23 protein-coding genes and 1 other RNA gene are annotated in these 24799 nt (G+C 57.4%); 19 read left to right on the plus strand and 5 right to left on the minus strand.

The window, feature by feature from the left end; translation table 11 throughout:
* The first annotated feature begins 10 nt into the window (after positions 1–10).
* On the plus strand, positions 11–976 hold the full coding sequence (locus ACXAE6_RS10320) for a MotB family protein (protein WP_475147218.1): 966 nt from the start codon (positions 11–13) through the stop codon (positions 974–976).
* Between the two features lie 63 nt (positions 977–1039).
* On the opposite strand, the gene ACXAE6_RS10325 is transcribed toward ACXAE6_RS10320, so the two are convergent.
* The 5 genes from ACXAE6_RS10325 to ACXAE6_RS10345 form a co-directional block, all read right to left on the minus strand.
* Positions 1040–1939, minus strand: a complete 900-nt coding sequence (locus ACXAE6_RS10325; protein ID WP_475147224.1) for a universal stress protein — start codon at positions 1937–1939, stop codon at positions 1040–1042.
* A gap of 106 nt (positions 1940–2045) precedes the next feature.
* Positions 2046–2630 (minus strand): BON domain-containing protein, encoded by a 585-nt coding sequence (locus ACXAE6_RS10330; protein WP_475147230.1) that lies wholly within the window; start codon positions 2628–2630, stop codon positions 2046–2048.
* Entirely contained in the window at positions 2630–3223 is a 594-nt protein-coding gene (locus tag ACXAE6_RS10335) for a D-sedoheptulose-7-phosphate isomerase (RefSeq protein WP_475147236.1), read from the minus strand. Before ACXAE6_RS10335 ends, ACXAE6_RS10330 begins: the two co-directional genes overlap by 1 nt.
* Positions 3223–3579, minus strand: coding sequence for a YraN family protein (locus tag ACXAE6_RS10340; protein ID WP_392804473.1), 357 nt, complete (start codon positions 3577–3579; stop codon positions 3223–3225). Before ACXAE6_RS10340 ends, ACXAE6_RS10335 begins: the two co-directional genes overlap by 1 nt.
* Entirely contained in the window at positions 3579–5387 is a 1809-nt protein-coding gene (locus tag ACXAE6_RS10345) for a penicillin-binding protein activator (RefSeq protein WP_475147247.1), read from the minus strand. Before ACXAE6_RS10345 ends, ACXAE6_RS10340 begins: the two co-directional genes overlap by 1 nt.
* Positions 5388–5488: 101 nt before the next feature.
* Here ACXAE6_RS10345 and rsmI point away from each other — a divergent pair, with 101 nt between their 5' ends.
* From rsmI to lpxC, 18 genes are all read left to right on the plus strand, one after another.
* On the plus strand, positions 5489–6358 hold the full coding sequence (gene rsmI / locus ACXAE6_RS10350) for a 16S rRNA (cytidine(1402)-2'-O)-methyltransferase (RefSeq protein WP_475147250.1): 870 nt from the start codon (positions 5489–5491) through the stop codon (positions 6356–6358).
* Between the two features lie 41 nt (positions 6359–6399).
* An RNA gene (gene rnpB / locus ACXAE6_RS10355) (RNase P RNA component class A) lies at positions 6400–6746 on the plus strand.
* Between the two features lie 490 nt (positions 6747–7236).
* Complete coding sequence (gene mraZ, locus ACXAE6_RS10360) at positions 7237–7692, plus strand: division/cell wall cluster transcriptional repressor MraZ (protein WP_108162897.1); 456 nt, start codon at positions 7237–7239, stop codon at positions 7690–7692.
* Entirely contained in the window at positions 7689–8627 is a 939-nt protein-coding gene (rsmH, locus tag ACXAE6_RS10365) for a 16S rRNA (cytosine(1402)-N(4))-methyltransferase RsmH (protein WP_475147254.1), read from the plus strand. The genes mraZ and rsmH overlap by 4 nt, the downstream gene beginning before the upstream one ends.
* A complete protein-coding gene (gene ftsL / locus ACXAE6_RS10370) occupies positions 8627–8932 on the plus strand; it encodes a cell division protein FtsL (RefSeq protein ID WP_475147256.1) in 306 nt (101 codons plus the stop codon). Before rsmH ends, ftsL begins: the two co-directional genes overlap by 1 nt.
* Positions 8932–10602 carry a peptidoglycan D,D-transpeptidase FtsI family protein gene (locus ACXAE6_RS10375; RefSeq protein ID WP_475147261.1) on the plus strand — a complete coding sequence of 557 codons (1671 nt, stop codon included), beginning with the start codon at positions 8932–8934 and terminating at the stop codon, positions 10600–10602. Before ftsL ends, ACXAE6_RS10375 begins: the two co-directional genes overlap by 1 nt.
* On the plus strand, positions 10599–12044 hold the full coding sequence (locus ACXAE6_RS10380) for a UDP-N-acetylmuramoyl-L-alanyl-D-glutamate--2,6-diaminopimelate ligase (protein WP_475147264.1): 1446 nt from the start codon (positions 10599–10601) through the stop codon (positions 12042–12044). The genes ACXAE6_RS10375 and ACXAE6_RS10380 overlap by 4 nt, the downstream gene beginning before the upstream one ends.
* A complete protein-coding gene (locus tag ACXAE6_RS10385) occupies positions 12034–13374 on the plus strand; it encodes a UDP-N-acetylmuramoyl-tripeptide--D-alanyl-D-alanine ligase (protein ID WP_475147266.1) in 1341 nt (446 codons plus the stop codon). Before ACXAE6_RS10380 ends, ACXAE6_RS10385 begins: the two co-directional genes overlap by 11 nt.
* Positions 13374–14456 carry a phospho-N-acetylmuramoyl-pentapeptide-transferase gene (mraY, locus tag ACXAE6_RS10390; RefSeq protein ID WP_475147269.1) on the plus strand — a complete coding sequence of 361 codons (1083 nt, stop codon included), beginning with the start codon at positions 13374–13376 and terminating at the stop codon, positions 14454–14456. Before ACXAE6_RS10385 ends, mraY begins: the two co-directional genes overlap by 1 nt.
* Position 14457: 1 nt before the next feature.
* On the plus strand, positions 14458–15792 hold the full coding sequence (gene murD, locus ACXAE6_RS10395) for a UDP-N-acetylmuramoyl-L-alanine--D-glutamate ligase (protein WP_475147270.1): 1335 nt from the start codon (positions 14458–14460) through the stop codon (positions 15790–15792).
* Positions 15789–16979 carry a putative lipid II flippase FtsW gene (gene ftsW, locus ACXAE6_RS10400; RefSeq protein ID WP_475147274.1) on the plus strand — a complete coding sequence of 397 codons (1191 nt, stop codon included), beginning with the start codon at positions 15789–15791 and terminating at the stop codon, positions 16977–16979. Before murD ends, ftsW begins: the two co-directional genes overlap by 4 nt.
* Positions 16976–18055: an undecaprenyldiphospho-muramoylpentapeptide beta-N-acetylglucosaminyltransferase gene (gene murG, locus ACXAE6_RS10405; RefSeq protein WP_475147278.1), complete on the plus strand. Its 1080-nt coding sequence runs from the start codon at positions 16976–16978 to the stop codon at positions 18053–18055. The genes ftsW and murG overlap by 4 nt, the downstream gene beginning before the upstream one ends.
* Positions 18052–19497 (plus strand): UDP-N-acetylmuramate--L-alanine ligase, encoded by a 1446-nt coding sequence (gene murC, locus ACXAE6_RS10410; RefSeq protein ID WP_475147282.1) that lies wholly within the window; start codon positions 18052–18054, stop codon positions 19495–19497. Before murG ends, murC begins: the two co-directional genes overlap by 4 nt.
* Complete coding sequence (locus tag ACXAE6_RS10415; protein WP_475147285.1) at positions 19494–20423, plus strand: D-alanine--D-alanine ligase; 930 nt, start codon at positions 19494–19496, stop codon at positions 20421–20423. Before murC ends, ACXAE6_RS10415 begins: the two co-directional genes overlap by 4 nt.
* The gene (locus ACXAE6_RS10420; protein ID WP_475147287.1) at positions 20420–21193 is read left to right on the plus strand and encodes a cell division protein FtsQ/DivIB; all 774 of its coding nucleotides are present in this window, start codon (positions 20420–20422) and stop codon (positions 21191–21193) included. The genes ACXAE6_RS10415 and ACXAE6_RS10420 overlap by 4 nt, the downstream gene beginning before the upstream one ends.
* An 8-nt stretch (positions 21194–21201) precedes the next feature.
* Complete coding sequence (gene ftsA, locus ACXAE6_RS10425; RefSeq protein ID WP_392804442.1) at positions 21202–22452, plus strand: cell division protein FtsA; 1251 nt, start codon at positions 21202–21204, stop codon at positions 22450–22452.
* A 110-nt stretch (positions 22453–22562) separates the two neighbouring features.
* The gene (gene ftsZ / locus ACXAE6_RS10430) at positions 22563–23723 is read left to right on the plus strand and encodes a cell division protein FtsZ (RefSeq protein WP_108162896.1); all 1161 of its coding nucleotides are present in this window, start codon (positions 22563–22565) and stop codon (positions 23721–23723) included.
* A 138-nt stretch (positions 23724–23861) separates the two neighbouring features.
* On the plus strand, positions 23862–24779 hold the full coding sequence (lpxC, locus tag ACXAE6_RS10435; protein ID WP_392804440.1) for a UDP-3-O-acyl-N-acetylglucosamine deacetylase: 918 nt from the start codon (positions 23862–23864) through the stop codon (positions 24777–24779).
* The last annotated feature ends 20 nt before the right edge of the window (positions 24780–24799 follow it).

The raw sequence follows: 24799 nt of genomic DNA on the forward strand, positions 1-24799 counted from the left end.
CGGAGACGTCATGAGCGAAGAAGTCGAAGACGATTGCCCCGAATGTGAGCCTGGCCTAGCGGCCTGGATGGCGACCTTCTCGGATTTGATGGCACTGTTGATGTGCTTTTTTGTGCTGTTGCTGTCTTTTTCCGAATTGGACGCGCTGAAATTCAAGCGCTTGGCCGGTTCGCTGCGTAATGCCTTCGGTGTGCAAACCGAAATTACCGCAGACCGTGTGCCCAAAGGCACCAGCATTATTGCGCGCGAATTCAGCCCGGCGCGGCCTGAGCCGACACCGATCAATGTGGTGCGTCAGAATACTATCGATGAACAGCGCGATACGTTGGAAGTACTGTGTCAGGATACCTTGCTGATGCAGGAAGAGTCGCAAGGCCCGGAAGGTGAATTGACGCGCCGCGTGGTGGTGCCGGACGATGCCATCGACGAAGAAGTGCAGCGCCAGGCGGAGTCCATGGCCACGGCTTTGTCGGATGTGATTGCCGAGGGTTTGCTGGAAATCGAAACCATCGAACAGACCATCGTGATTCGTGTTAAGGAACAATCCTTTGGCGAAGGTACCGACTATGTGGCTGATCGTTTCCTGCCCATTCTGGATAGGGTGCGCGAATTGCTGGTGACGGTGCCGGGCGATATTTCCATTGAAGGGCATACCGATAATATTCCCATTTCCTCCAGCCAGTTCCGTAATAATTGGCTGCTGAGTGCCGCCCGTGCCTTGTCAGTGGGTGAGTATTTATGGGAAGCGCCGGAGATGCCGGAAGAGCGGTTCCAGATTGTCGGCCACGGCAGTACCGAGCCTCTGGCCAGCAACGACACCCTTGAAGGACGGGCGCAAAACCGACGCGTGGAAATTATCGTGACGCGTGAAAACTCGGATTACGAAGGCGAGATCGTACCGCCGGACGAGCAGGGTGAGGATGTCGATTTTGGCGAGCCGTCGCTGTTTGGCCTTGAGCCGGAAGAAATTTTCTAACGATTCGTTCAATCCATTAAAAGGCCCGGAAATTCCGGGCCTTTTGTGTTGTGGTGCGCTGATTTATTTAACGATCAGAATGTCCACAGTAATGCGGTCGAGAATTTTCTCGGCGGTGTGGCCGAGCAGCCAGCGTTCCAGGCCGGAGCGCGGTACCGCGCCCATAATCACCAGATCGATATTGGCCTGGTGTAGATGGTCGGGGATAACTGACAGCGTTGAACCGGTTTCTAAAACGGTATTGGTTTCAGCGATTTGATGTTGTTTGGCCAGCGTCTTTAATGCGGTTTCATGCTGGTCGCGAATGTCTTCGCTGATGTCGGCGCTGTCAATGGTGGGTTGATCGAGATAGATCAATAAGGGCGTTGGGTCGTAAACGTGCAGCAGCTGCAGTTCGCCGCTCATCCGGCTGGTGAAATCCTTGCCCCAGCGCACGATGTGTTCATCCAGTGAATCCGGTTTGTCGTTGGCCTGAACCGGATCGACCGCGGCGGTGACGCGGATAGGATCGTTCCAGGCGTTGGCTTTGGTCAGCAGAATCGGCAGTGGGCAATGGCGGATCAGTTCCCAGTCGGTCTGGCTGAAAAAAGTCCGCTGAATGACGTTCTGATGGTGAGTCGCCTTGACCACCATGTCGGTCGGATGTTGCTCCAGAAACTGTAACAAAGCAGCGCCGGCGTGTTTGTCCCACTGGCCTTCGGTGGTGACTTCGACGCCTTCGCCGCGGGCAATGTCGGCGATGGTTTCCAGGCCCTCCAACAGGCGATGCATGTAGGCCTTTTTGGCGCGTTCGGCGGAATCGGGATCGAGTGGGTGATTGGACGCCAGGGTGGCGTTGTAACCACAGGCGAAGAGCGTCAGGCGGGCGTTTTCGAGTTTGGCCAGCCGGCTGGCTTTTTGCACCGCCAGGGCGCTGTCTTCGGCTGGATCAATAAGGACGACAATATGCTGGTTCGCGAACATGATGGCTCCCCCTTGCGTCTTATTATGACTGGCGTTTAGTCAACGCCAGCCTTGTTAATAGCTGCTTTAAGGTTAGCGCGTTGCGCACCACTTGTCCTGATTTCGATCAGGGATTGTTCGCCGATGCCCGTGAGAAAACGGTAACCACTCGCTGTACGCCGTTAACTTCAGTAGCGATCTGAGCAGCCTGACGGGCAGTATTTTCGCTGACGCGGCCCATCAGATAAACGATGCCTTCTTCAACAATGACATCAACGTGCGATGACGGAAAGTTATCGCGCGTGAACATGCGTGAGCGAACCTTGACGGCCAGCCAGCTGTCATTGGCGCGCACACCGGCCGATAAGGATTCCTGGACGGTCAGGTGATTGTGCACCGCCTTGACGGCCGGATCTCGGCGTACTACTTCCGATGCCTGACGCACCAGCGCTTCGTTGGCCACCTGGCCCACCAGCAAGACGATGCCGGCATTACTGTGCACCTTGACGCGGCCTTCTTTTAACCCGGGTGAGGCTTTCTCCAGATTCACTTCCAGGCGAGCGGTCAGGCTGTTGTCATCGATGACTTCGCCCATGGAGCGGCCTTCAGGGTCGGGGGTGATGGGTTTATCACCGGAAACACCGCCGAGGATGGAGGCACAGCCGGTCAGGCAGAGAGTCAGGGCGATTGGAATCAGGGTCAGGATTTTCATCAGAGTTCGCTTCCAAACAATTGGTGCTCGATCAATTCGCCGAGGCAGTTCAACAGTAGATGATGAGTCAGTTGGATCAGGCCGCTCTTGTCGGCGGCAACGCGCAGTTCGACGTCGTTGTCTTCCAGCAGAGTAGCAATATCGCCCCCACCACCACCGGTCAGGGCGACCACTCTCATGCCCATTTCATGTGCCGCCTGGATGGCTTTAATGACCGGTGGCGCGTTACCGGTTGATGACAGCGTTAACAGCACGTCGGTGGCGTGGCCCAGCGTTCGTATCTGGCGCGCATAGATGTCATTGGGGTTGGTGTCGTGGCTGATGCCGGTCAGCAGCAAACCATCGCCCGATAACGCCAGTGCCGGCAATCCCGGTCGTTCCAGCTCAAAGCGGCTCAGCATGCGGGTAACAAAACCCTGGCCGTTGGCGGCTGAGCTGCCCATGCCACAGACCAGAATTTTGCCGTCGCTGAGCAGGGCCTGGGTCAGCAGTTCGGCGCCGTGATGCAGCAGGTCATCCAGCTGTTCGGCGGCCAGTTGGAAGCTTTCCAGGCTTTGGCCGATCTGTTCGTAGATAATGTCGTCTGGTTTCATCAGGCGGTAAAAGCTCCTTTGATCCAGTCGAGTTGACCGTCAGCCCCCAGGGTGATGACGTCGAATCGACTGGGTCGTCTGGCCTGGCGCGGATTGTCTTGTAAATAGCGCTGGGCCGCCGCGATCAGTTTGCGTTGTTTGCTCAGTGTGACTGAGGCAGCAGCGCCACCGTAGCGGGCGTTGCGACGCTGGCGTACTTCGATGAACACCAGGGTGTCGCCATCGGCGCAGATTAAATCCAGCTCACCCTGAGTGACGCGATAATTGCGCGCCAGGGTGCGCCAGCCTTGTTGCTCCCGGCACCAGCGTTCAGCCTGATCTTCCGCTTCAACGCCGGCACTCGGTTGCCATGCCATCAGGGTCTGGGCTCGGTCGACGGCAAGGGGCCGTCGCTGGCTTGGGCGACACCCTCGGTGATGGTCGCCCAAGTGAGTTCACGATGAATGCGTCGGTTTGGGTCCAGCCGCAATATGCCGGTTTCACCATAAACACGAGCGGTCGGGAAACGCTGCAATTGCACCAGGCGGGGATGCAGTTGATAGGCGTCCACACCCAGGGCGATCAGGGTTTCATAACCGCTGAACTCTTCGTTAAACGCCTGCTCTATATCGCTTTCCAACGCTGATTCGTGCAGTTTCCAGGGCATTTCGACGAACTGCACGCCGTTGAGATCTTCATCGCGTTCGCGGTTAAGCGCACCGGCGTATAGGTGGGAGGTGCCCATGACCGGTATGGCCGTGGCGTACTGATAATTCAAAATGGGTTTGAGCTGTCTCGCCTGTGGCGGGAAGGCAACCATAAAAATAATATCAATGTCCTGACGACGGCGTGGTTCGAATACCAGGTTACGATCGGTCAGCCGCGCAATGTTGCGCTCGCGTTGTTCGCTGTCGTCGATGTTTAAGGCGCGCTTGACGGTATAGAGGTATTGATCGGGCTGGGTGAACAGCGAGCGGCTGGTGATGTGGCCGCCCTGGCGTTCCCAGCGCTGAATAAAGGCATCGCTGACCTTGCGCCCCCAGTCGGTATTGGGGGCCAGCACCATGGCGCGACGATGACCTTCCTGCCAGGCCTGATCGGCGACTTGGATGGCTTCGTCTTCCGGCGCCAGACCGAACTGATAGAAATTCTCCGGCGCCGGCAGGCGGTCATCACCGTAATTCAACGCCAATACCGGTACGGTTAAAGCCGCCTGGCTTTGCAGGCGCTGGACGCGATTTTTATCCAGCGGGCCGATCACCAGATCAGCACCTTCAAACACCGCCTGCTTGTAGACGTTGTAGACATCGTCGTTCAACGCGGTATCAAAAAAGCTGATGGCCGGCGTTTCGCGACCGTTGGCGCGGGCTTCATACCAGGCAGCCAGCAGGCCGCTGCGAATGGCGCGGCCGGCTTTTTCCAGCGGACCGGACAGTGGTACCAGCACGGCAATGTTCTGCGGCTGACGATTGGCCAGTTCGCGCAGCAAGGCCAGATCGCCCGGCAGGTTGCGGGCAGCCGGGTGACTGCGGTGGCTGTTGATCCAGTTGGTGATGGCCAGCAGTTGCTGGCGCACGTCGTCGACGTTTTCGCGGGTAATCAGTGCCAGTTCCAGCCAGCCGGTCAGGTCCGGGCTGGATTCAGCTTCGATCAGAGTGCGCAGTTGTTCTTCCGGAACGCGTTGCAATGCCGACCAGATACGATCGCGGTTGTTTTGTGCGTTGTCGCCTTCCAACTGCGGCGCCAGGAAAATACGCTCGCGGGCAGCGGCCAGATATTCGCCCACCATTTCATAGGCTTCAGCACGCTTGAGACGCAGATCAATCTGGCGTTGCATCGGCAGGCCGTCATACAGATATGCGTAGTCGCCGACCAGCCAGTTCAGCGCTTCCTGGCCGTCACCATGCTGCAGTGCCAGCTCGGCGCGCAGCTCGGCGTAATCGGTTTGTTCGGCGATGGAAAGTTGATCGAACTGGATAACGCTTAAGGCAACTTCAGCCTCTTCGGTGTGTTGTTCGTTCAATAATTGGCGTGCGACATCGAGTCGTTGCTGGATGCTGTCGATGGACGAAAGGTCCGTCATCGGGCTGTCCATTCCGGTCGGCCGGGGACCCTGACTGGCGCAGCCGGCCAGCAACAGTGCAAAAAGCCAGGCAAGCAGCCGGGCGCTGGAGCGCAATGGCATTGTTAACTTCCACCCAAAGACGGTTACAATAATGAAGCGCATTCTACTCTAGAAGGGGGCGCGCTTGAAAATCGCGCCACCGCCCAACTGACAGGCCTTCCATGACCACCGACTCTTCGTTGCCCAGCGCTCTTTATGTGGTGGCAACGCCCATCGGCCATCTCGATGATATAACCCGTCGTGCCGCACAGATACTGAACGAAGTTGAGGTCTGCTGTTGCGAAGATACCCGCCACAGTCGCCGCCTGCTGGACCATCTGGGCGCGCGTCCGAAGCTGGTTTCGGTGCACGAACACAACGAACGCGAACGCATCGACTTTATTCTTTCTTTACTCGATCAGGGTCAGCGTGTGGCACTGATCAGCGATGCCGGTACTCCGCTGATTTCCGATCCGGGCTTTCCCTTGGTTCGTGCTGTGGCTGCGGCCGGTTTTGAGGTTCGGCCGGTGCCCGGTGTCAGCGCGGTAACGGCGGCTTTGAGCGTGGCTGGTTTGCCGACTGATCGTTGGGTCTTCGAAGGTTTTTTGCCGGCCAAGCCGGGTCAGCGCCAGCAGCGCTTGCAGCAACTGGCGAGTGAAAGCCGAACCCTGGTGATCTACGAAAGCAGCCATCGCATTGAGCGTTGCCTGGATGACATCGTTGAGGTGTTGGGCGCGGAACGGCCGCTGAGTCTGGCGCGTGAATTGACCAAGCAGTTTGAGACGGTGCTGCGGGGCACGGCTGCGGATATTCGTGCGCAAGTTGCCGCGGATGCTGATCAGCGTAAAGGCGAGTTTGTATTGATGATCGGAGGTGCAGCAGAAACCACCGCTGCTACTCAGAGCCAGTTAGATGGCGAACAATTAATGAGAGTGCTGGCGCCTTTGATGCCACCCAAGGCGGCGGCAGCGACCCTGGTCGACTTGATCGGTGGTCGTAAAAAGGACTGGTACGAGCGCATTATCGCGCTGGAAAAACCGGCGTCGAATTAAAACACTTGCCAATCCTGCGCAAACCCGTATTGTCCCCGGCGCGAGCTGGCCAGGCAGTCGCCGCTTCGAAAGAAGGGGAGGAAAGTCCGGGCTCCATAGGGCAGGGTGCCAGATAACGTCTGGGCGGCGAAAGCCGACGGAAAGTGCAGCAGAAAGGAAACCGCCATTCGCTTGCGGATGGTAAGGGTGAAAAGGTGCGGTAAGAGCGCACCGCGGCTCTGGTAACAGAGTCGGCGATGGTAAACCCCACCTGGAGCAAGGCCAAATAGAGTCCCATTAAGGCGCGGCCCGCGCTGGGACCGGGTAGGCTGCTTGACCCGGACGGTGACGTCCGGGCTAGATGAATGACTGTCCACGACAGAACCCGGCTTATCGGCCAGTTCGCATTTTTTTCGAACGGGAGCGGAGTGCCGCCCAGACGGGAGACGCTAACCCAGCGTCTGCCGTCAGCGCAGCGTGCGTCTAGCGTCTGGGCGGCACTCCGCTTCCGTCTCCCGTCCGGCACGCCACTCCCGTCTGAGTTATTTTTAACTTCCCCTGGTTATCTAATTCTTTACATCTATTCGAAAACAGTCTTTTACCTAATAAATCACTTTAACTTTCGCAGCTAACTCATCCTCTGGAGGCCTGTTTGCACTGTTAGTGTTCGCTAACTTTTTCTTGGGGACTGTGAACCACTTCGTAAGCTTCTGTTTTACCTGCTTTTTTTTTAGCTTTCCCGGCTAGTGACCACTTGCTTGTGGCTGTTGCCGCTCCTATAGTGTCGCATTGTGGAGAAAAGTGGCGGAAAGTGGGTTTTTGGGGTTGTAAGTAACCACTAACCCGGCGCCGAAATTCAGGCAGCGGAACAGACCATTATGGCTGGGACACAGACGATGATGTTACGGGGCGTGCACACCCTGGCGTTAGACGCCAAGGGTCGTATTGCTGTGCCCAGTCGTTATCGCGCCCTGCTGCAGTCGATGGCCGAAGGCGCTTTGGTCACCACCATCGATACCGAAGCCCGCTGCCTGCTGATTTATCCCTTGCCTGAATGGGAAGTGATTCAGGAAAAGATTTCTGCTTTGTCCAGCTTTAATAAAGCCGCGCGCCGTATTCAGCGTTTGTTGGTCGGTCATGCCACCGACGTCGAGATGGACGCTTCTGGTCGTGTGCTGGTGCCACCGCCGTTGCGTGACTACGCCGAGCTGGACAAAAAAGTGGTGTTGTTGGGGCAGGGCAATAAGTTCGAGCTCTGGTCCGAAGAGCAGTGGGCTCAGACTCGTGACGCCTATCTGGATGAAGCCGGCGATGCGGAAACGCTCACCGCTGAGTTGGAGCAAATTTCATTGTGACCGTCGAGCCAGGCCAGTTCAGCCATGAAACGGTGTTGCTGCAGGAAGCGGTGGCGGCACTGGCGGTCGACGACGGTGTTTATGTGGATGGCACCTTTGGCCGCGGTGGTCACAGTCGGCTGATACTGACGCGTTTGGCAAGTGACGGCCGTCTGGTGGTGGTCGACAAAGATCCGCAAGCCATCGAACAGGCCGAGCAACTGGCCAGTGAAGATGCGCGGGTCGTCGTCTGTCACGCCAGCTTTGCCGATTTGAAAGCGCAATTGCAGCGGCTGGGTTTGGTCGGTCAGGTGCGCGGTCTGCTGTTGGATTTGGGCGTGTCATCGCCGCAACTGGATGACGCCGAGCGTGGCTTCAGTTTTCGCTCGGACGGTCCGCTGGATATGCGTATGGATCCCAGTCAGGGCGAAAGTGCGGCCGACTGGATTGCCCGGGTCGGCGAAACCGACTTGGCGGATGTGCTGTATCGCTTCGGTGACGAACGCTACAGCCGTCGTATCGCGCGCGCCATCCTGCGCGCTCGTGAACAAGAGCCGCTGACGCGTACTTTGCAGTTGGCCGAAGTGATCGCTCAGGCGCATCCGGCCTGGGAGCGGCACAAGCATCCGGCCACGCGCAGCTTTCAGGCGATTCGTATCTATATCAATAACGAATTGGGTGACCTGGAAAGTTTGTTGGCCGATGCGGTTGAGATATTGGCTCCGGGCGGGCGCTTAGCGGTGATCAGTTTTCACAGTTTGGAAGACCGGGCGGTAAAGCATTTTATGCGCGAGGCGGAACAGGGGCCGGAACTGCCGCCGGGTTTGCCGATTCCCGAAAGCGCCATCGATAAAAGCATGAAGCGAGTTGGCAAAGCGATTCGGCCGAGCGCCGCAGAAACGGCAGTCAATCAGCGTTCGCGCAGCGCCACCTTGAGAGTGGCGGAGAAGTTGTAATGGCGGCGCCCTGGCCTCGTCGTCTGGTGACGCTGGCACTGTTGGTGTTGGTGCTGATTTCGGCCTTTGCCGTGGTGATGGTGACTTATCAGAGCCGGGTGCGTTATGCCCAGTTGGAATCGATGCGTCAGCAGAGTCAGGCGCTCGAGGAACAGTGGGGCCGGCTGTTGTTGGAAGAAAGTGCGTTTTCATCGCCGGCGCGAGTCGAGCGGTTGGCGCGTGAGCAATTACAGATGACCGAGCCCGGTGACGACCAGGTGCGCTGGTTGGGCCGGGCGCAATCCGATGAAGAGGCAAGCCGCTGATGTTGGCGAACTGGCGTTTTTATTTCGTGCAAACCGTACTGGGAGCCTTGGTGCTCTTGGTCGTTTGGCGCGTGGTCAGTTTGCAGGTGTTGGATAAGGACTTTTTGATCGATCAGGGCACCTCGCGTTGGCAACGTATCGAGGTGGTGAACGCACCGCGCGGTATGCTCACCGATCGTCATGGCGAACCTGTGGCGGTGAGTACGCCGGTGGTGTCGGTCTGGGCTGATCCGCGTGAACTGCGTGAAGAAGATTTGCCGGCGCTGGCAGAAGCGACGCAGGTTCCGGTGCGCACCCTGGCGGCGCGCCGTCAGCAGCACCGTGCCTTTATGTACGTCAGCCGGCATCTGGCGCCGGAAGTGGCTGAGCGGATTCTCGATCGCGGTATTGCCGGTGTTTACGGACTGACCGAATACAAGCGGTTTTATCCGGCCGGGGAAGTGGCGGCTCATGTGGTTGGCTTTACCGACGTCGACGATCACGGTCAGGAAGGTGTGGAGCTGGCGTTCGAAAACGAGTTGAGCTCCGAGCCCGGTCGCAAAGAAGTGATTCGTGATTTGCTCGGTCGTGCGGTGCGCGATGTCGGTGAATTGCAGGCGCCGCAATCCGGTCGCGATCTGAGCCTGACCATCGATCTGCGCTTGCAATATCTGGCCTATCGCGAACTGAAAAAGGCCGTCACGCAATATGGTGCACGCGGCGGTTCGGCGGTGGTGATGGATGTCGCGACTGGCGATGTGCTGGCGATGGTGAATCAGCCGGGTTTCAACCCCAACGATCGCGCCCAATTATTACCGGCTTCGACACGTAATCGCGCCATGACCGATCAGTTCGAGCCGGGCTCGGTGATGAAGCCGCTGAGCATGGCGACGGCGCTGTCCAGCGGCCAGTTCAGTGCGACCGATGTGATCGATACCTCGCCGGGTTATCTGCGCCTGGGCGAGTACACCATTCGCGATTTTCGCAATTACGGCACGCTCGATATGACCGGCATCATCACCAAGTCGAGCAACGTTGGTATGGCGCGGGTGGCGATGCAGCTTGATGGTCAGCAGATGTGGGAAACCTTTTATGGTCTGGGTCTGGGGCAAACCACTGGTATCGGTTATCCCGGTGAAGCAACGGGCCGTTTGCCCAATCCGCTGAACTGGCGTCCGGTCGAGCAAGGCGCCATGTCTTACGGCTACGGTCTGGCAGTAACGCCGCTGCAACTGGCACAGGCCTACGCCACTTTGGCCAACGATGGACGCCGGGTAAACGCCCGTATCCTGCTCGATACGCCGGTACAGCCGGGCGAGCAGGTGGTATCGCCGGAAGTGGCGCACCAAGTGCTGGCCATGATGGAAACCGTGGTGACGCCCGCCGGTACCGGCAGTCGCGCGGCCTTGGACTGGTACAGCGTGGCCGGCAAAACCGGCACCGTTCATAAGGTCGGGGCTCAGGGTTACGAAGATGAAAAATACATCTCGTCTTTTGTTGGCATTGCGCCGGCGCAGGATCCTCAGGTGATTACCGTGGTGGTCATTAACGAGCCGCCGCCGGATCACTATTACGGTGGTGAAGTTCCGGCGCCGGTCTTTCGCGGCATTATGAATCAGGCCTTGCCGTTGCTCGGTATAGCGCCGGATCGCATTCCGGCACAGGCGCGGTTGCAGGAGGTTGGCTCATGAAAGAGTTGTCGACCTGGTTGCCCGGGCACGCTGAATTGGCTGGCATTAAAGCGCTCGATTTAACACTGGACAGTCGCGAAGTCCGGCGCGGTAGCGTCTTTGTCGCTTTGGCGGGCGGCGCATTTGACGGTCACGATTACATCGACGCTGCCATTGACGCCGGCGCGGTTGCCGTTTTGGCTGAGCGTTCGGTCGGTGAGCGTGAGGTGCCAATCCTGGTGCTGCCGCAGTTGCGCGCCGAATTGGGTGAGCTGGCGCATCGTTTTTTCGATGCACCGTCCGAACAACTGGGCGTGATCGGTATTACCGGCACCAATGGCAAGACCTCGACCTGCCAGTACATCGCTCAGTCGCTGGATTTTCTCGGGCGTCGCTGCGGCATCATCGGCACCAATGGTCAGGGTTTGTGGGGCGCCTTGCAGCAGACCCAAAACACCACGCCCGATGTGATCCGGCTGCATAAAGAGTTGTCACGCCAGTGGGTGCAGGGTGGTCGTTATTCGGCGATGGAAGTGTCGTCGCACGGGCTCGATCAAGGTCGTGTCGACAGCGTGCGTTATCGCACCGCCGTGTTTACCAATCTCAGTCGTGATCACCTCGATTATCACGGCACGATGGACGCCTATGGCGACGCCAAATGGCGGCTGTTCCAGTGGCCGGGTCTGGTCAGTGCGGTGGTCAATCTGGATGACGCCTGGGTGCAGAGCCACCTAGACAGTATTCGCGCCGAGCGGGTGCTGACCTATGGCGAGCATGAGCAGGCGGATATTCGCGTGCTGGCGTACCGCTGTCATCCCACCGGTCTGGACGCGCGCGTTGCCACGCCCTGGGGTGAAACCGAGCTGAATCTGCCGTTGTTGGGACGCTTTAATCTCAGCAATGCACTGGCCGCTTTTGCGGTTTTATTGTGTGAAGACGTGCCATTGTCGACAGCTGCGCGGGTGCTGTCGAATCTGCGTCCGGTCAGCGGCCGGATGGAAAAATTATTGCTTGAAGGCGGGCCGACCGTGGTGGTCGATTACGCCCATACGCCCGATGCGTTGGAGAAAGCTTTGAGCGCTTGCCGTGACCACGTTGAAGGTCGCCTGGGTGTTATCTTCGGTTGCGGTGGTGATCGTGATAAAGGCAAGCGTCCTGAGATGGCCGCTGTTGCTGAAGCCGGTGCCGACTTTGTGGTGATCACCGACGACAACCCGCGCTCTGAATCCTCCGCCAGCATTCTGGCGGATATTCGCGCCGGCTTTACCGGGCCTGAAGCGGTCACGGTGATTGCGGACCGACACGATGCCATTTTCGACACCCTCAGTCGCAGCGGCGAAAACGACGTCATCCTGATCGCCGGTAAAGGTCACGAGGCCTATCAGGAAATATCCGGTGTGCGTTACGACTTTTCCGATCAGCAAACGGTGCGCGATTGGCAGGAGGCTCAGCATGTGGACTGAGCCGAAACTGAGCCAATGGGCCGAAGTCGCTGGCGGTCAATTATTAGGTGACGATGTTGTCGTGACAAAGCTGTCGACCGACAGTCGTTCACTCACTGCTGGCGATATTTATGTGGCGCTCAAAGGCGAGCATTTTGACGGCCATGCCTATGTCGACGCCGCCGTGGAAAAAGGCGCGGCCGCGGTGGTAGTTGAAGCAAAACAAAATACCGCTGTGGCACAGCTTATGGTGCCGGATACGCGCCTGGCATTGGGGCAACTGGCGGGCTTGTTGCGTCAGGCATTTAGCGGTCAAGTAGTGGCGTTAACCGGCAGCGCCGGCAAGACATCGACGCGCGCCATGCTGCAACGAATTTTTGCTCAGCAGCCGGGTTTATTGGCGACTGAAGGTAACTTCAATAACGACATCGGCGTGCCCAAAACCTGGTTTCGAATCGGTGCTGAACATCGTCGTGTGTTGCTCGAACTTGGCGCCAATGCCCAGGGTGAAATCGCCTGGACCGCCGGTTTTAGTCAGCCACATATCAGTCTGCTGCTGAATGCATCCGAAGCGCACTCTGAGGGTTTTGGTGGGCTCGACGGTGTGCGTCTTGCCAAGGGCGAAATTATCGACGGCACGCTGGCCGATGGTCATTGCGTTTTGAACTGGGATGACCCGGCTTTTGAACAGTGGCGTAAGCGTGCCGGATCGCGCTCGGTAATTAGCTTTGGCGAGTCTGAACAAGCCGATGTTCGGTTGTTGGATTTCGAAACTACGGCGACGGGTTCGGCATTTCGCGTGCGTTTACCGGCCGGAGAAATTTCCGTGAGCTGGCCGATGCTGGGTCGGCATATGGCTTTAAACGCCGTCGCCGCAGCAGCCACGGCCTGGGTCGCTGGCCTGTCGTTGCCGACAATCGGTGAAGGTTTGCAGGCGATGCAGCCCGAGCCGGGTCGGTTGCAGCCCGTACCATCGCAACACGGTGGCTTGTTGGTTGACGATTCTTATAACGCCAATCCGGCGTCGGTGCGTGCGGCTATTGATGTGTTGGCGCCAAGCAGTGACGACACCCTGTTGATCCTGGGCGATATGGCCGAACTCGGCGCAGACGCCGAACGCTTGCATGCCCAGGTTGGTGATTACGCGTGGGGGCGAATCAGTGCGGTGTGGACGCTGGGCACTTTATCCGCGTCTGCCAGCGCCGCTTGCGGCGGCGAACACTTTGACTCAATTGAAACGTTGATGGCGGCCTTGTCATCACGTCTGACAAAAACCACTGCGGTGTTGGTGAAAGGATCACGCAGCGCGGGCATGGAAAGGGTTGTTGAAACCCTGAAAAGGAAAACCTGATGTTTGTTTGGTTAACGCCCTATTTAATGGAATTGCACAGCGGTTTTGGCGTGCTGCAATACCTGACGCTGCGCGCCATCTTTGGTGTGCTGACAGCGCTGGGCGTGTCTTTGTTGCTAGGCCCCTGGCTGATCCGAACGCTGCGCCAATATCAGATTGGTCAGTCGGTGCGCAGTGATGGTCCGCAAACGCATTTAAGCAAAGCCGGCACGCCGACCATGGGTGGTGCTTTGATTCTGATTTCTATCATTGCATCGGCCTTGTTGTGGTCCGATCTGAGTAATCGTTATGTCTGGATCACCATCGGTGTAACCGCCGGTTTTGGTGTGATTGGCTGGGTTGATGACTACCTCAAGGTGGTGAAGCGCAACAGCAAAGGCTTGCCGGCGCGGACCAAATATCTGGCGCAATCGATGTTCGGTCTCGGAGCTGCCTTAGCGTTGTTTTTAACCGCCGGTGGTGTGGTTGAAAACACGCTTTATGTGCCGTTCTTTAAAGAAGTTGCTATCACCTTGGGCGGTTTCTTTGTGGTGCTGACTTACTTCGTCATTGTCGGTACTTCTAACGCGGTCAACCTGACCGATGGTCTGGATGGACTGGCTATTTTGCCGACGGTATTAATTGCCGGTGCGCTCGGTGTCTTTGCTTACGCCGCCGGTAACAGCGTTTATTCCGATTACCTGCAGATTCCTTATGTATTTGGCGCCGGTGAATTGATTGTTTTTTGCGGCGCTTTGGTCGGCGCCGGCCTCGGGTTTTTGTGGTTCAACACCTATCCGGCACAGGTCTTTATGGGTGACGTTGGTTCGCTCGCTTTGGGTGCGGCTCTGGGTGTTATTGCGGTTATCGTGCGCCAGGAATTGGTGCTGTTCATTATGGGCGGCGTCTTCGTCGCTGAGACGCTGTCGGTCATTTTACAGGTGGCGTCGTTCAAGCTGACCGGTCGTCGCATTTTCCGCATGGCGCCGTTGCATCACCACTATGAATTAAAGGGTTGGCCCGAGCCTCGGGTCATTGTTCGATTCTGGATCCTCACCGTTATTTTGGTGTTGATCGGACTGGCTACGTTGAAGATTCGTTGAGATGAAACCGATCACCGCAAAACGCGATTATCTGGTCGTCGGCTTGGGCGCTACAGGCTTGTCCTGTGTGCGCTTTTTGCGCGCACGCGGCCAGGGCGTGGCGGTGGTCGACAGTCGCGACGAGCCGCCGGGTCGGGAAGCATTACAGCGTGAATTTCCTGAAGTGGAATTAACCACCGGTGCTTTTTCCGCCGAGCAATTAAAGCAGGCCGATATTCTGGTGCTGAGTCCGGGTGTGCCTTTGGCGACGCCGGCGATTAAAGCGGCCATCGATGCCGGTGTGCCGGTGACCTCGGACATTGAATTGTTTCATCAAGCCTTTGTCGGAAAGCTGGTTTTGATTACCGGTTCCAACGCCAAATCCACTGTGACGTCCTGGGTGGCTGATATGGCGCGCTTGTCGCGTCAGGCTTATGTGGTGGGTGGCAACCTGGGTAAGCCAGCGTTGGAATTATTGGCTGAACCGGCCGATCTGGCGATTTTGGAACTGTCCAGTTTTCAGTTGGAATTATTGCCGCCATTGATTGCCGATGTCGCCACCATTTTGAACGTCAGCGAAGACCATTTGGATCGCTACGACAGTTTTGAGGCCTACCGCCAAGCCAAGTTGCGTATTTATCGCGGCGCCAAACAGGTGGTGTTTAACCGGGCCGATGCGCTGACACAAACGCCGCTGGAAACGCCGGTGGTGTCTTTCGGTTTGGATCAACCGACGGCGGGTAATTTCGGTCTGGTGCAGCATGAAGGTGAAGAATGGATGGCCCAGGGTGATCAGCTGTTATTGCCCAGCCGCGAAGTCGCTTTGCCGGGTCGACATAATCTGGTCAATGCCTTGGCCAGCCTGGCATTGGGGGCGGCGGTGGACCTGCCGCAAGTGGCGATGCTGGAATCGTTGCGCAGCTTTAAAGGCTTGCCGCATCGCTGCGAATGGGTAGCGACCAAGTCCGGTGTGCGTTACGTCAACGACTCAAAAGGTACCAACGTTGGCGCGACCTTGGCGGCTGTCGAAGGGTTGGGCCGTGAAGCCCCGGGTCGATTAATTCTGCTGCTGGGCGGACAGGGTAAAGACGCTGACTTTGCGCCCTTGGCAACACCGGTTAATGAGTTGTGCAAGGCGGTTTTTGCCTATGGCGAAGATGGTGATTTGTTGGCCAGCGTCATCGGTTCTTTGGCGCAACGACTTGATCGGATGGAAGACGCTTTTCAGGCGGCGGTGAAGCAGGCCACCGAGGGTGACACTGTGTTGTTGTCGCCGGCCTGCGCAAGCTTCGATCAGTTCCGTAATTTTGAACATCGCGGTGAGGTGTTTCGGGCTCAGGTGGAGGCGTTGTCATGACCGCTCAAACACGCAGTCTGCCGTTATTGACCGATCGCCTGGGTGCGGCTTATCAGCCGCTATGGCGCGGTGATCGCTGGTTGCTCGGCAGTGCGCTGTCGTTGCTGATTCTGGGTGTGGTGATGATCGCCTCGGCCTCCATCGATATCAGCCAACAGAATTTTGGTGTGCCTTATCACTATACGATGCGCCATCTGGTGTACCTGACGCTGGGCATTTCGCTGGCGGCTTTGGTGTCGGTGGTGCCGATGGTGGTATGGCAGCGACTGAGCGGCGTGTTTTTGATCGTCTCCTTGTTGCTGCTGGTGCTGGTGTTGATTCCTGGTATCGGTCGTGAAGTAAAAGGCAGCTGGCGCTGGATCGATCTGGGCCCATTTGGTTTTCAGCCGTCGGAGCTGGGTAAGGGCGCCATCATCCTCTATGTCTCGGCTTATTTGGTGCGTCGCCGTGATGAAGTAATGACGCAGTTATCCGGCTTTATCAAACCGCTGGCAGTGATGTCGGTGATGATTATGTTGCTGCTGCTGGAGCCGGATTTCGGCACGGTGGTGGTGGTGCTGGGCACCATTCTCGGGATGTTGTTTTTGGGTGGTGTGAAGGCTGGCCAGTTTTTCCTGGCGATTGTCGCAGCGGGCGGCGCTATCACCATCATGGTGTTTTCGCAGGCTTATCGGGTACGCCGGGTGCTGGCTTTTATGGACCCCTGGTCGCCCGAGAATGTCTATGGCAGCGGTTACCAGTTGACGCAATCGCTGATCGCCTTTGGTCGTGGCGAATGGTTTGGCGTCGGTCTGGGTAATTCGATGCAGAAACTGTTTTATCTGCCTGAAGCGCATAACGATTTTATTCTCGCCATTATTGGTGAAGAACTCGGTTTGATTGGCGTGCTGGCGGTGTTGGTGCTGTTCGGGATTTTGATTCAGCGGATGTTTTTTATCGCCCGACTGGCTGAGCGCAAAGGCTATTTATTTGGTGCCTTTGTCAGCTATGGCATAGGTCTGCTGTTTGCCATCCAGGTGTTGATCAATATCGGGGTGAACACCGGTTTGTTGCCGACTAAAGGTTTGACCTTGCCGTTCTTGTCGTCGGGCGGGACCAGTTTGTTGTTGTGTTTGTCGTTGCTGGCATTGGTGAATCGCGTCTACAACGAATCGTTGGCGCGCGACACCGAGGAGGCGACGGCATGAAGCGTATTTTGATCATGGCTGGCGGTACCGGTGGGCATATCTTCCCGGCCATGGCCGTAGCGGAAGCCTTGCATGAAGCCGGCTATCAGGTCAGTTGGTTGGGTGCGCGTCGTGGTATGGAAGCGGATCTGGTGCCGCGTGCGGGTTTTGATCTGCACACTCTTGGCGTGACCGCCTGGCAGGGTGGAGGACTGCTGCGCAAGTTGATCGCACCGTTCAACCTGGCGCGCGCTTTGTTGCAGGCGCTGGGTTTGTTGGCGCGGTTGAAGCCAGCGGCGGTCATTGGTTTCGGCGGTTATGCCTCGGCGCCCGGTGGCGTTGCCGCTCTGTTGCGCGGTGTGCCTCTGGTGCTGCACGAACAAAACGGCGTGCCGGGTTTGACCAACGCTCGCCTGGCCAAACGGGCGACGCGCTTGTTGCAGGCCTTCCCACGCACCTTTGTTGGCGACGTCGAGGTGGTCGGTAATCCGGTGCGGGCTGCCTTGACCGCTTTGCCATCTCCGGCGGAGCGCGGCCTGGGTGGACACAGTCGCCTGCGGGTTTTGGTGATGGGTGGCAGTCAGGGGGCTCAGGCTTTGAATGAAACCGTGCCGGCGGCGGTGGCTCAGCTGTCTAAAGCGCAGCAACCGGAAGTATGGCATCAGGCTGGGCGCAACAAGGCGGACGCCACTGTTGCCGCCTATCGCTCTGCGGGTGTTGACGCCAGTGTGGTCGAGTTTGTCGATGACATGGCCAAGGCCTACAGCTGGGCTGATTTAGTGATTTGTCGCAGTGGTGCTTCGACGGTATCGGAGCTGGCCGCGGTAGGGGTTTACAGCCTGCTGGTGCCTTACCCCTGGCATAAAGATCGGCAGCAGTATCGCAATGCCCAGTGGCTGGTAGATGAACAGGCCGCTGAGTTGTGCGATCAAGCGGATTTAAACGCTGAGAGTCTGAGTGAGCGGTTGCGCTATTGGCACAACCATCGTGATGAATTAAAGGCAGGCGCGCAGTACAGCTGGCGTCTGGGAATACGCGATTCGGCCCGTCGAGTGGTTCGGGTCGTCGATGAAATTTTAGTGGAGCAAGCCGCATGACGCGTCTGGATTTAAACAACGGCCAGGAATTCCCGATCCCGGAGATGCGCCGCATTCGTCGCATTCATTTTATCGGTATCGGTGGCGCAGGCATGTGCGGTATCGCGGAAGTGTTGCATAACCAGGGTTACGCCATCAGTGGCTCTGATTTAAAGCGCAGCGCAGTGACCAACCGACTCGAAGATCTGGGTATGACGGTGTTCTACGGCCATGACGAAAGCAACGTCAGCGGTGCTGATGTGGTCGTCGTCTCCAGCGCCATCAATCCGGCCAACCCGGAAGTGAAGTGGGCGCTGGATCGTCGTGTGCCGGTAGTGCGGCGCGCCGAAATGCTCGCTGAGTTGATGCGTTATCGCCATGGCATCGCCGTGGCTGGTACGCACGGTAAAACCACGACCACCTCTTTAATGGCATCGGTGATGGCCAAAGGCGGCATGGATCCGACCTTTGTGATTGGCGGCAAATTGAACAGTGCCGGTGCCAATGCGCGTTTGGGTAACAGTCGTTATTTGGTCGCTGAGGCGGATGAAAGCGATGCGTCTTTCCTGCATCTGCAGCCGATGACCGCCATCGTCACCAATATCGATGCCGATCATATGGATACCTATGACGGTGACTTCGAACGCTTGAAAGACACCTACATCCAATTTCTGCACAACCTGCCGTTTTATGGTCTGGCGGTGCTGTGCATCGATGATGAGCACGTGCGTTCCATCCTGCCGCGACTGAGCCGTCAGTTCGTCACCTATGGCTTTAGCGAAGAGGCTGATTACCGTGCCGTCGATATCAAGCAGGAAGGTATGGTGACGCGTTTTCGGGTGGAACGTCCGGGTGAGTTGCCGGCGCTGGATATCGCATTGCGCATGCCCGGTGATCATAACGTCTTGAATGCGCTGGCGGTCATAGCGGTTGCCAGCGACGAAGGGGTTTCTGACACCGGCATCCAGGAAGGCTTGAACGAATTCGACGGCGTTGGTCGCCGCTTCCAGGTGCAGGGTGAGTACAGCATTCCGGACGGCAAGGTGATGCTGGTCGATGACTATGGCCATCATCCGCGCGAGCTGGCAGTCACCTTCGATGCCATTCGTCGTGGCTGGCCCGATAAGCGTTTGGTGGTGTTGTTCCAACCGCATCGTTACAGCCGCACGCGTGATCTGTATGAAGACTTTGTCGATGTTCTGTCCAAGGTCGATGCGCTCTTGCTGCTGGATGTTTATGCCGCCGGCGAAGAACCCATTCCCGGTGCCGATGGCCGCAGCCTGAGCCGCAGTTTGCGCATGCGCGGCAAGGTGGAACCGATCTTTATTGAACATCGCGACAAGGTGCTGGAGGCGTTGCCGGACATCCTGCGCGATGGCGATTTGCTGCTGACTCAGGGCGCCGGTGATATCGGTGCGCTGTCGGTAGAAATCGCTCAGGCTCAGTTGGGGTTTAAAGCATGACAGCGGTGAAAAAATTTAAGCGGGTTGCGGTGCCTTACGGTGGCATGTCGGCCGAACGTGAAGTCGCTTTGAACAGCGGTATGACGGTTATTCAGGCGCTGCGCGATGCGGGCTATGAGGTGGTCACTTTGGACGTCACCGATAAGGCCTCTTTGGTTGACTGGGTCAGTCAGTTGGACGTCGATGTGGTTTTCCCGATGTTACACGGCCGTGGCGGTGAAGATGGCCAGTTACAGGGCTTATTGGAGTGGCACGGCCTGCCCTACGTTGGCAGCGGTGTGCTCGGTTCGGCCCTGGCCATGGACAAGTTGCGCTCCAAGTGGGTATTCGCCAGTGCCGGTATCTCGACGCCGCCCTTTGCGGTGATTCGTTCCGATGCAGAGCGCGAAGCGGTGCAGGAGCAATTGGAATATCCGGTCATGGTTAAGCCGGTGCATGAAGGGTCCAGTATCGGTATGAGTCGTGTCGACAGCTCCGGGCAGTTGGCTGCGGCCTGTGCTGAAGCGTTTCGCTTCGATGGCGAAGTGATGATTGAACAATTTATCGCCGGCAGTGAGTACACCGTTGGCATCGTCGGCGATCAGGCGCTGCCGGCCATTCGTTTGGAAGCCGCCAATACATTTTATGACTACCAGGCGAAATATGTGTCCGATGACACCCGTTATTTTCTGCCCTGCGGTCTCAACGCAGAGCGCGAAGCCGAGGTGCAGTCGCTGGCGTTGCAGGCATTTCGCGCCTTGGGTTGTCACGGCTGGGGTCGGGTCGACCTGATGATGGACGAAGCCGGCCAGGCCATGGTGCTGGAGGTCAATACCATACCGGGAATGACCGATCACAGCCTGGTGCCGAAGGCGTCACGCGCGCACGGCTGGGAGCTGCCGCAGTTGATGCACGAAATTCTGGCCACGGTGGGAACGCCCTCTTGAACGATGCGCGTAAGCGTAAACAGGGTGCGACTCTGAGAAAGAGTCCGCTCAACTGGCGTAAGCCACTGCGCTATGGGTTGCGGGCCCTGGCGGGTGGGGTGGTGTTGGCGCTGTTGATGACTGCCGGGCGCTGGGTGTTGGGTTTGGAAGTGAATTGGCAGCCGCTGGCGCTGAATAGCTGGGCCTTGGATGAGGTGTTGGTCTATCAAAGCCGCGCCGATCTGGATGACGCCCTGGCGCAGTACCAGGGGCGCAGTCTGCTGCTGATTTCGCCGGAGGCGGTGCGCAAAGATGTTGAAGCGCTGCCCTGGGTGTCACAGGCGCTGGTCAGTAAGGTCTGGCCGGATCAGTTGCAGATTCACATTGAGGAACATCAGCCGGTGGCACGTTGGAACGGCGAACAGGTTTTAAACAGTGACGGCGAGCCATTGTCTCGTCCGGTGGCTGACCTGGTGCTGGCGGATTTGCGTGGTCCCAGTGGTCAGGCCAAGCGGGTGATGGATCAGTATCTGCAATATTCACGGGTCTTTGTTGACTCGGGTGTGCGCCTGGCGGGGGTAAGAATGCATCCGCGCGGCGCCTGGGATTTGCAATTGGATAACGGCATTCAGGTAGCGCTGGGTTCCAGCGACATGCTCGATCGTACGACTCGGGTGGTGGCATTGCTGGAGCGCCGTCCGCTTGAGCTGAATGACATTGAATACATTGATGCTCGTTACCCCAACGGTGTTGCCGTCGGGCGGCGGGCTGACAACGAACCATCGGCATGAGGTGAATCATGACATCGCCTTTTAAGGGAAAATTGATCGTCGGCCTGGACATAGGCACGTCCAAGGTCGTTGCCATCGTCGGCACGGTGACAGCCGAGGGCGGTATTGAAATTGTCGGGCTCGGTTCGCATCCGTCGCGTGGCTTGAAGAAGGGCGTGGTGGTCAATATCGAATCCACTGTGCAGAGCATTCAGCGCGCGGTGGAAGAGGCGGAGCTGATGTCCGGTTGCGATATTCACTCGGTCTACGTGGGCATTGCCGGCAGCCATATCAGCAGCCTGAACAGTCACGGCATTGTCGCGATTAAAGAAAAAGAAGTGATCGATGCGGATCTGGAACGGGTGATCGATGCGGCTCAGGCGGTGGCGATTCCGGCGGATCAGAAGATTCTCCATATCCTGCCGCAGGAATACATCATCGATAACCAGGAAGGCATCAAGGAACCGCTGGGCATGTTCGGTGTGCGCCTGGAAGCCAAGGTGCATCTGGTAACCGGAGCGCAGAACGCGGTGCAAAACATCGAGAAATGTGTGCGTCGCTGCGGTTTGGAAGTTGATCAGATCATTCTGGAGCAGTTGGCTTCTTCGCAATCAGTGCTGACTGACGATGAGAAAGAGCTGGGTGTGTGCATGGTCGATATCGGTGGAGGTACCACCGATATGGCGATCTTCACCGAAGGCGCAATTCGTCACACCGCAGTGATTCCGATTGCCGGTGATCAGGTCACCAATGACATCGCCATGGCCTTTGCCACACCGACGCAGCATGCCGAGGAAATCAAGATCAAGTACGCCTGCGCGCTGTCGCAACTGGCCGGTGAACACGAAACCATCAAGGTTCCCTCGGTGGGCGACCGCAGTCCGCGCGAACTGACCCGTCAGGCGTTGGCTGAGGTGGTGGAGCCGCGTTACGAGGAGTTGTTCAACCTGGTCAAGGCAGAGCTTCGCCGCAGCGGTTTCGAAGACATGATCCCGGCCGGCATCGTGCTGACCGGTGGTACCGCCAAGATGGAGGGTGCCGTTGAGCTGGCCGAGGAAGTGTTTCATGTACCCGTCCGTCTGGCGGCGCCTCAGGGCGTTTCCGGTTTGTCGGACGTGGTTGCCAATCCCATCCATGCGACCGGTGTGGGGTTGTTGCAGTACGGCTTGAAGCAGTTGCGTACCAGCGGTGGCGGTCAGGCCGTCGCCAAAGGCCGTAACTCGGACGACGATCTGGGTGGCTGGGCGCGCTTCAAGCAATGGGTCGCTGACAATTTTTAATAACGTATTGAACAACAGAATTCAGGGCTCGGGCGTAACGCCCGATTGAATAACACGAGGATAGGAGCAGGAAGATGTCCAATTATGATACCGACATGAACGGTGGCGACATGTTCACGCTGGTCGATGAACAGCCGCAATCCGCAGTCATCAAGGTCTTTGGTTGTGGTGGCGGCGGCGGTAATGCTGTCCGCCACATGCTGGAATCGAAGATCGATGGCGTCGAATTTATTTGCGCCAACACCGATGCTCAGGCATTGCGCGGCGTGGGTGCGACGACTCAGCTGCAACTGGGTAACGGCATTACCCGCGGTTTGGGTGCTGGTGCTAACCCGGAAGTAGGGCGTCAGGCGGCGCTGGAAGACCGTGAGCGCATCGCTGAAGTACTTAAAGGTGCCGACATGGTATTTATCACCGCAGGCATGGGCGGCGGTACTGGTACCGGTGCAGCACCTGTGGTGGCTGAGGTAGCACGTGACCTGGGCATTCTGGCCGTCGCTGTCGTCACCAAGCCGTTCCCGTTTGAAGGTCGTCGTCGAATGAAAGTGGCGATGGAAGGTCTGGAACTTCTGCGTGAAAGTGTTGATTCGCTGATTACCATTCCGAACGAAAAATTACTGACCGTGCTGGGTAAGAATGTCACCCTGCTGGAAGCGTTTTCGGAAGCGAACAATGTGTTGCAGAACGCCGTCCAGGGTGTGGCGGACCTGATCGTTCGTCCAGGCACCATCAACCTCGACTTTGCCGATGTCCGCACCGTTATGTCTGAAATGGGCATGGCCATGATGGGTTCCGGCATCGCCTCTGGTGAGAACCGTGCGGCTCGTGCCGCTGAGATGGCGATTCGCAGTCCGCTGTTGGAAGACGTCGATCTGACCGGTGCCCGCGGTATTCTGGTGAACATCTCGGCTGGTGTGGACTTGGGGCTGGATGAATTTACCGAAGTGGGTAACACCATTGAGGAGTTCGCCTCCGAGGAAGCCACTGTGGTTGTTGGCACAGTTATTGATCCAGAGCTGAAAGACGAGGTTCGGGTGACTGTCGTTGCCACAGGCATTGGCCAGGGCGAAGCGCGGGCCGCCAAGCCGCAGGTTGCGGTGGATAACACCCGTAAATCGGATGGCAGTGTCGACTATAAAAAGCTGGAGCGCCCTACTGCGGTGCGTAACGCTCAGCCGGCCGCCCCAGAAGAGGACGCCAAGCCCGTTCGCAGTGCGAAAGATCTGGACTATTTAGATATTCCGGCCTTTCTGAGACGTCAGGCAGACTGAGAACTGGTTAATAGTTGTGCAGCGCACCATTTGTGCACAGCTTCGGTTCTGCTAGAATGCCGGCTCTTGGAACAGCTATACGGTATTCCGCAGGCCCCAGGCTAAGGAACCACTTACTTTATAGGGTCAATTCACCCCATGGTTAAGCAACGCACTCTGAAAAACACCATTCGCGCCACTGGCGTGGGCCTGCATTCAGGCAAAAAGGTGTACCTGACGCTGAAACCAGCGCCAGTGGACACTGGTATCGTATTCTGCCGCACCGATCTGGATCCGGTGGTGGAAATTCCTGCTCATGCCCTGAATGTGGGCGATACCACTTTGTCCACGACGTTAGTGCAGGGTGATGTGAGCATCGACACGGTGGAGCACTTGCTGTCCGCCTGTGCCGGCCTGGGTGTGGATAATGCCTATATTGAAGTCAGTGCTGCTGAAGTGCCGATTATGGATGGCAGTGCCGGTCCCTTTGTATTCTTGCTGCAGTCTGCCGGTATCGAAGAGCAGTCCAAAGCCAAGCGTTTTATTCGTATCACCAAGCCGGTCTCCATCGTCGACGGTGATAAGGAAGCACGCTTTGAGCCGTATGATGGCTTTGCGGTGCGCTTTACCATCGATTTCGATCACCCGGTATTTCGTGATCGCGCTCAGACTGCAGAGTTGGATTTTTCCACCACTGCCTTCGTTAAAGAAATCAGCCGGGCGCGTACCTTCGGCTTTATGCGCGATTTCGAATACCTGCGTGCCAACAACCTGGCCCTGGGTGCCAGCGTTAATAACGCTATTGCGGTTGACGACTACAAGATCCTGAATGAAGATGGGTTGCGCTACGAAGATGAATTCGTCAAACACAAGGTGTTGGACGCGATTGGCGATCTGTATCTGTTGGGCCACAGCCTGATTGGTCGTTTCACGGGAGTGAAATCCGGTCATGGTCTGAATAACCTCCTACTGCGCGAACTACTCAAGCAAGAAGATGCCTGGGAGTTTGTGACCTTTGAGGAAGGCGAGGCCGAATCCGTGCCCATCGCTTACGCGCCCGTTCTGGCAACGAGCTAGGTAGTACTGCGGTATGAACA

Source organism: Saccharospirillum sp. ABV4_185, from assembly GCF_056159245.1.

Coding starts and splice junctions, on each gene's coding strand:
- ACXAE6_RS10345 (WP_475147247.1), bottom strand. CDS start 5,387: ATGCCATTGCGCTCCAGCGCCCGGCTGCTTGCCTGGCTTTTTGCACTG.
- ACXAE6_RS10380 (WP_475147264.1), top strand. CDS start 10,599: ATGAAAGAGTTGTCGACCTGGTTGCCCGGGCACGCTGAATTGGCTGGC.
- murC (WP_475147282.1), top strand. CDS start 18,052: ATGACGCGTCTGGATTTAAACAACGGCCAGGAATTCCCGATCCCGGAG.
- ACXAE6_RS10385 (WP_475147266.1), top strand. CDS start 12,034: ATGTGGACTGAGCCGAAACTGAGCCAATGGGCCGAAGTCGCTGGCGGT.
- murG (WP_475147278.1), top strand. CDS start 16,976: ATGAAGCGTATTTTGATCATGGCTGGCGGTACCGGTGGGCATATCTTC.
- ftsA (WP_392804442.1), top strand. CDS start 21,202: ATGACATCGCCTTTTAAGGGAAAATTGATCGTCGGCCTGGACATAGGC.
- ftsZ (WP_108162896.1), top strand. CDS start 22,563: ATGTTCACGCTGGTCGATGAACAGCCGCAATCCGCAGTCATCAAGGTC.
- rsmI (WP_475147250.1), top strand. CDS start 5,489: ATGACCACCGACTCTTCGTTGCCCAGCGCTCTTTATGTGGTGGCAACG.
- ACXAE6_RS10330 (WP_475147230.1), bottom strand. CDS start 2,630: ATGAAAATCCTGACCCTGATTCCAATCGCCCTGACTCTCTGCCTGACC.
- murD (WP_475147270.1), top strand. CDS start 14,458: ATGAAACCGATCACCGCAAAACGCGATTATCTGGTCGTCGGCTTGGGC.
- ACXAE6_RS10325 (WP_475147224.1), bottom strand. CDS start 1,939: ATGTTCGCGAACCAGCATATTGTCGTCCTTATTGATCCAGCCGAAGAC.
- ACXAE6_RS10320 (WP_475147218.1), top strand. CDS start 11: ATGAGCGAAGAAGTCGAAGACGATTGCCCCGAATGTGAGCCTGGCCTA.
- mraY (WP_475147269.1), top strand. CDS start 13,374: ATGTTTGTTTGGTTAACGCCCTATTTAATGGAATTGCACAGCGGTTTT.
- ftsL (WP_475147256.1), top strand. CDS start 8,627: ATGGCGGCGCCCTGGCCTCGTCGTCTGGTGACGCTGGCACTGTTGGTG.
- lpxC (WP_392804440.1), top strand. CDS start 23,862: ATGGTTAAGCAACGCACTCTGAAAAACACCATTCGCGCCACTGGCGTG.
- ACXAE6_RS10340 (WP_392804473.1), bottom strand. CDS start 3,579: ATGGCATGGCAACCGAGTGCCGGCGTTGAAGCGGAAGATCAGGCTGAA.
- ftsW (WP_475147274.1), top strand. CDS start 15,789: ATGACCGCTCAAACACGCAGTCTGCCGTTATTGACCGATCGCCTGGGT.
- ACXAE6_RS10335 (WP_475147236.1), bottom strand. CDS start 3,223: ATGAAACCAGACGACATTATCTACGAACAGATCGGCCAAAGCCTGGAA.
- ACXAE6_RS10415 (WP_475147285.1), top strand. CDS start 19,494: ATGACAGCGGTGAAAAAATTTAAGCGGGTTGCGGTGCCTTACGGTGGC.
- mraZ (WP_108162897.1), top strand. CDS start 7,237: ATGTTACGGGGCGTGCACACCCTGGCGTTAGACGCCAAGGGTCGTATT.
- ACXAE6_RS10375 (WP_475147261.1), top strand. CDS start 8,932: ATGTTGGCGAACTGGCGTTTTTATTTCGTGCAAACCGTACTGGGAGCC.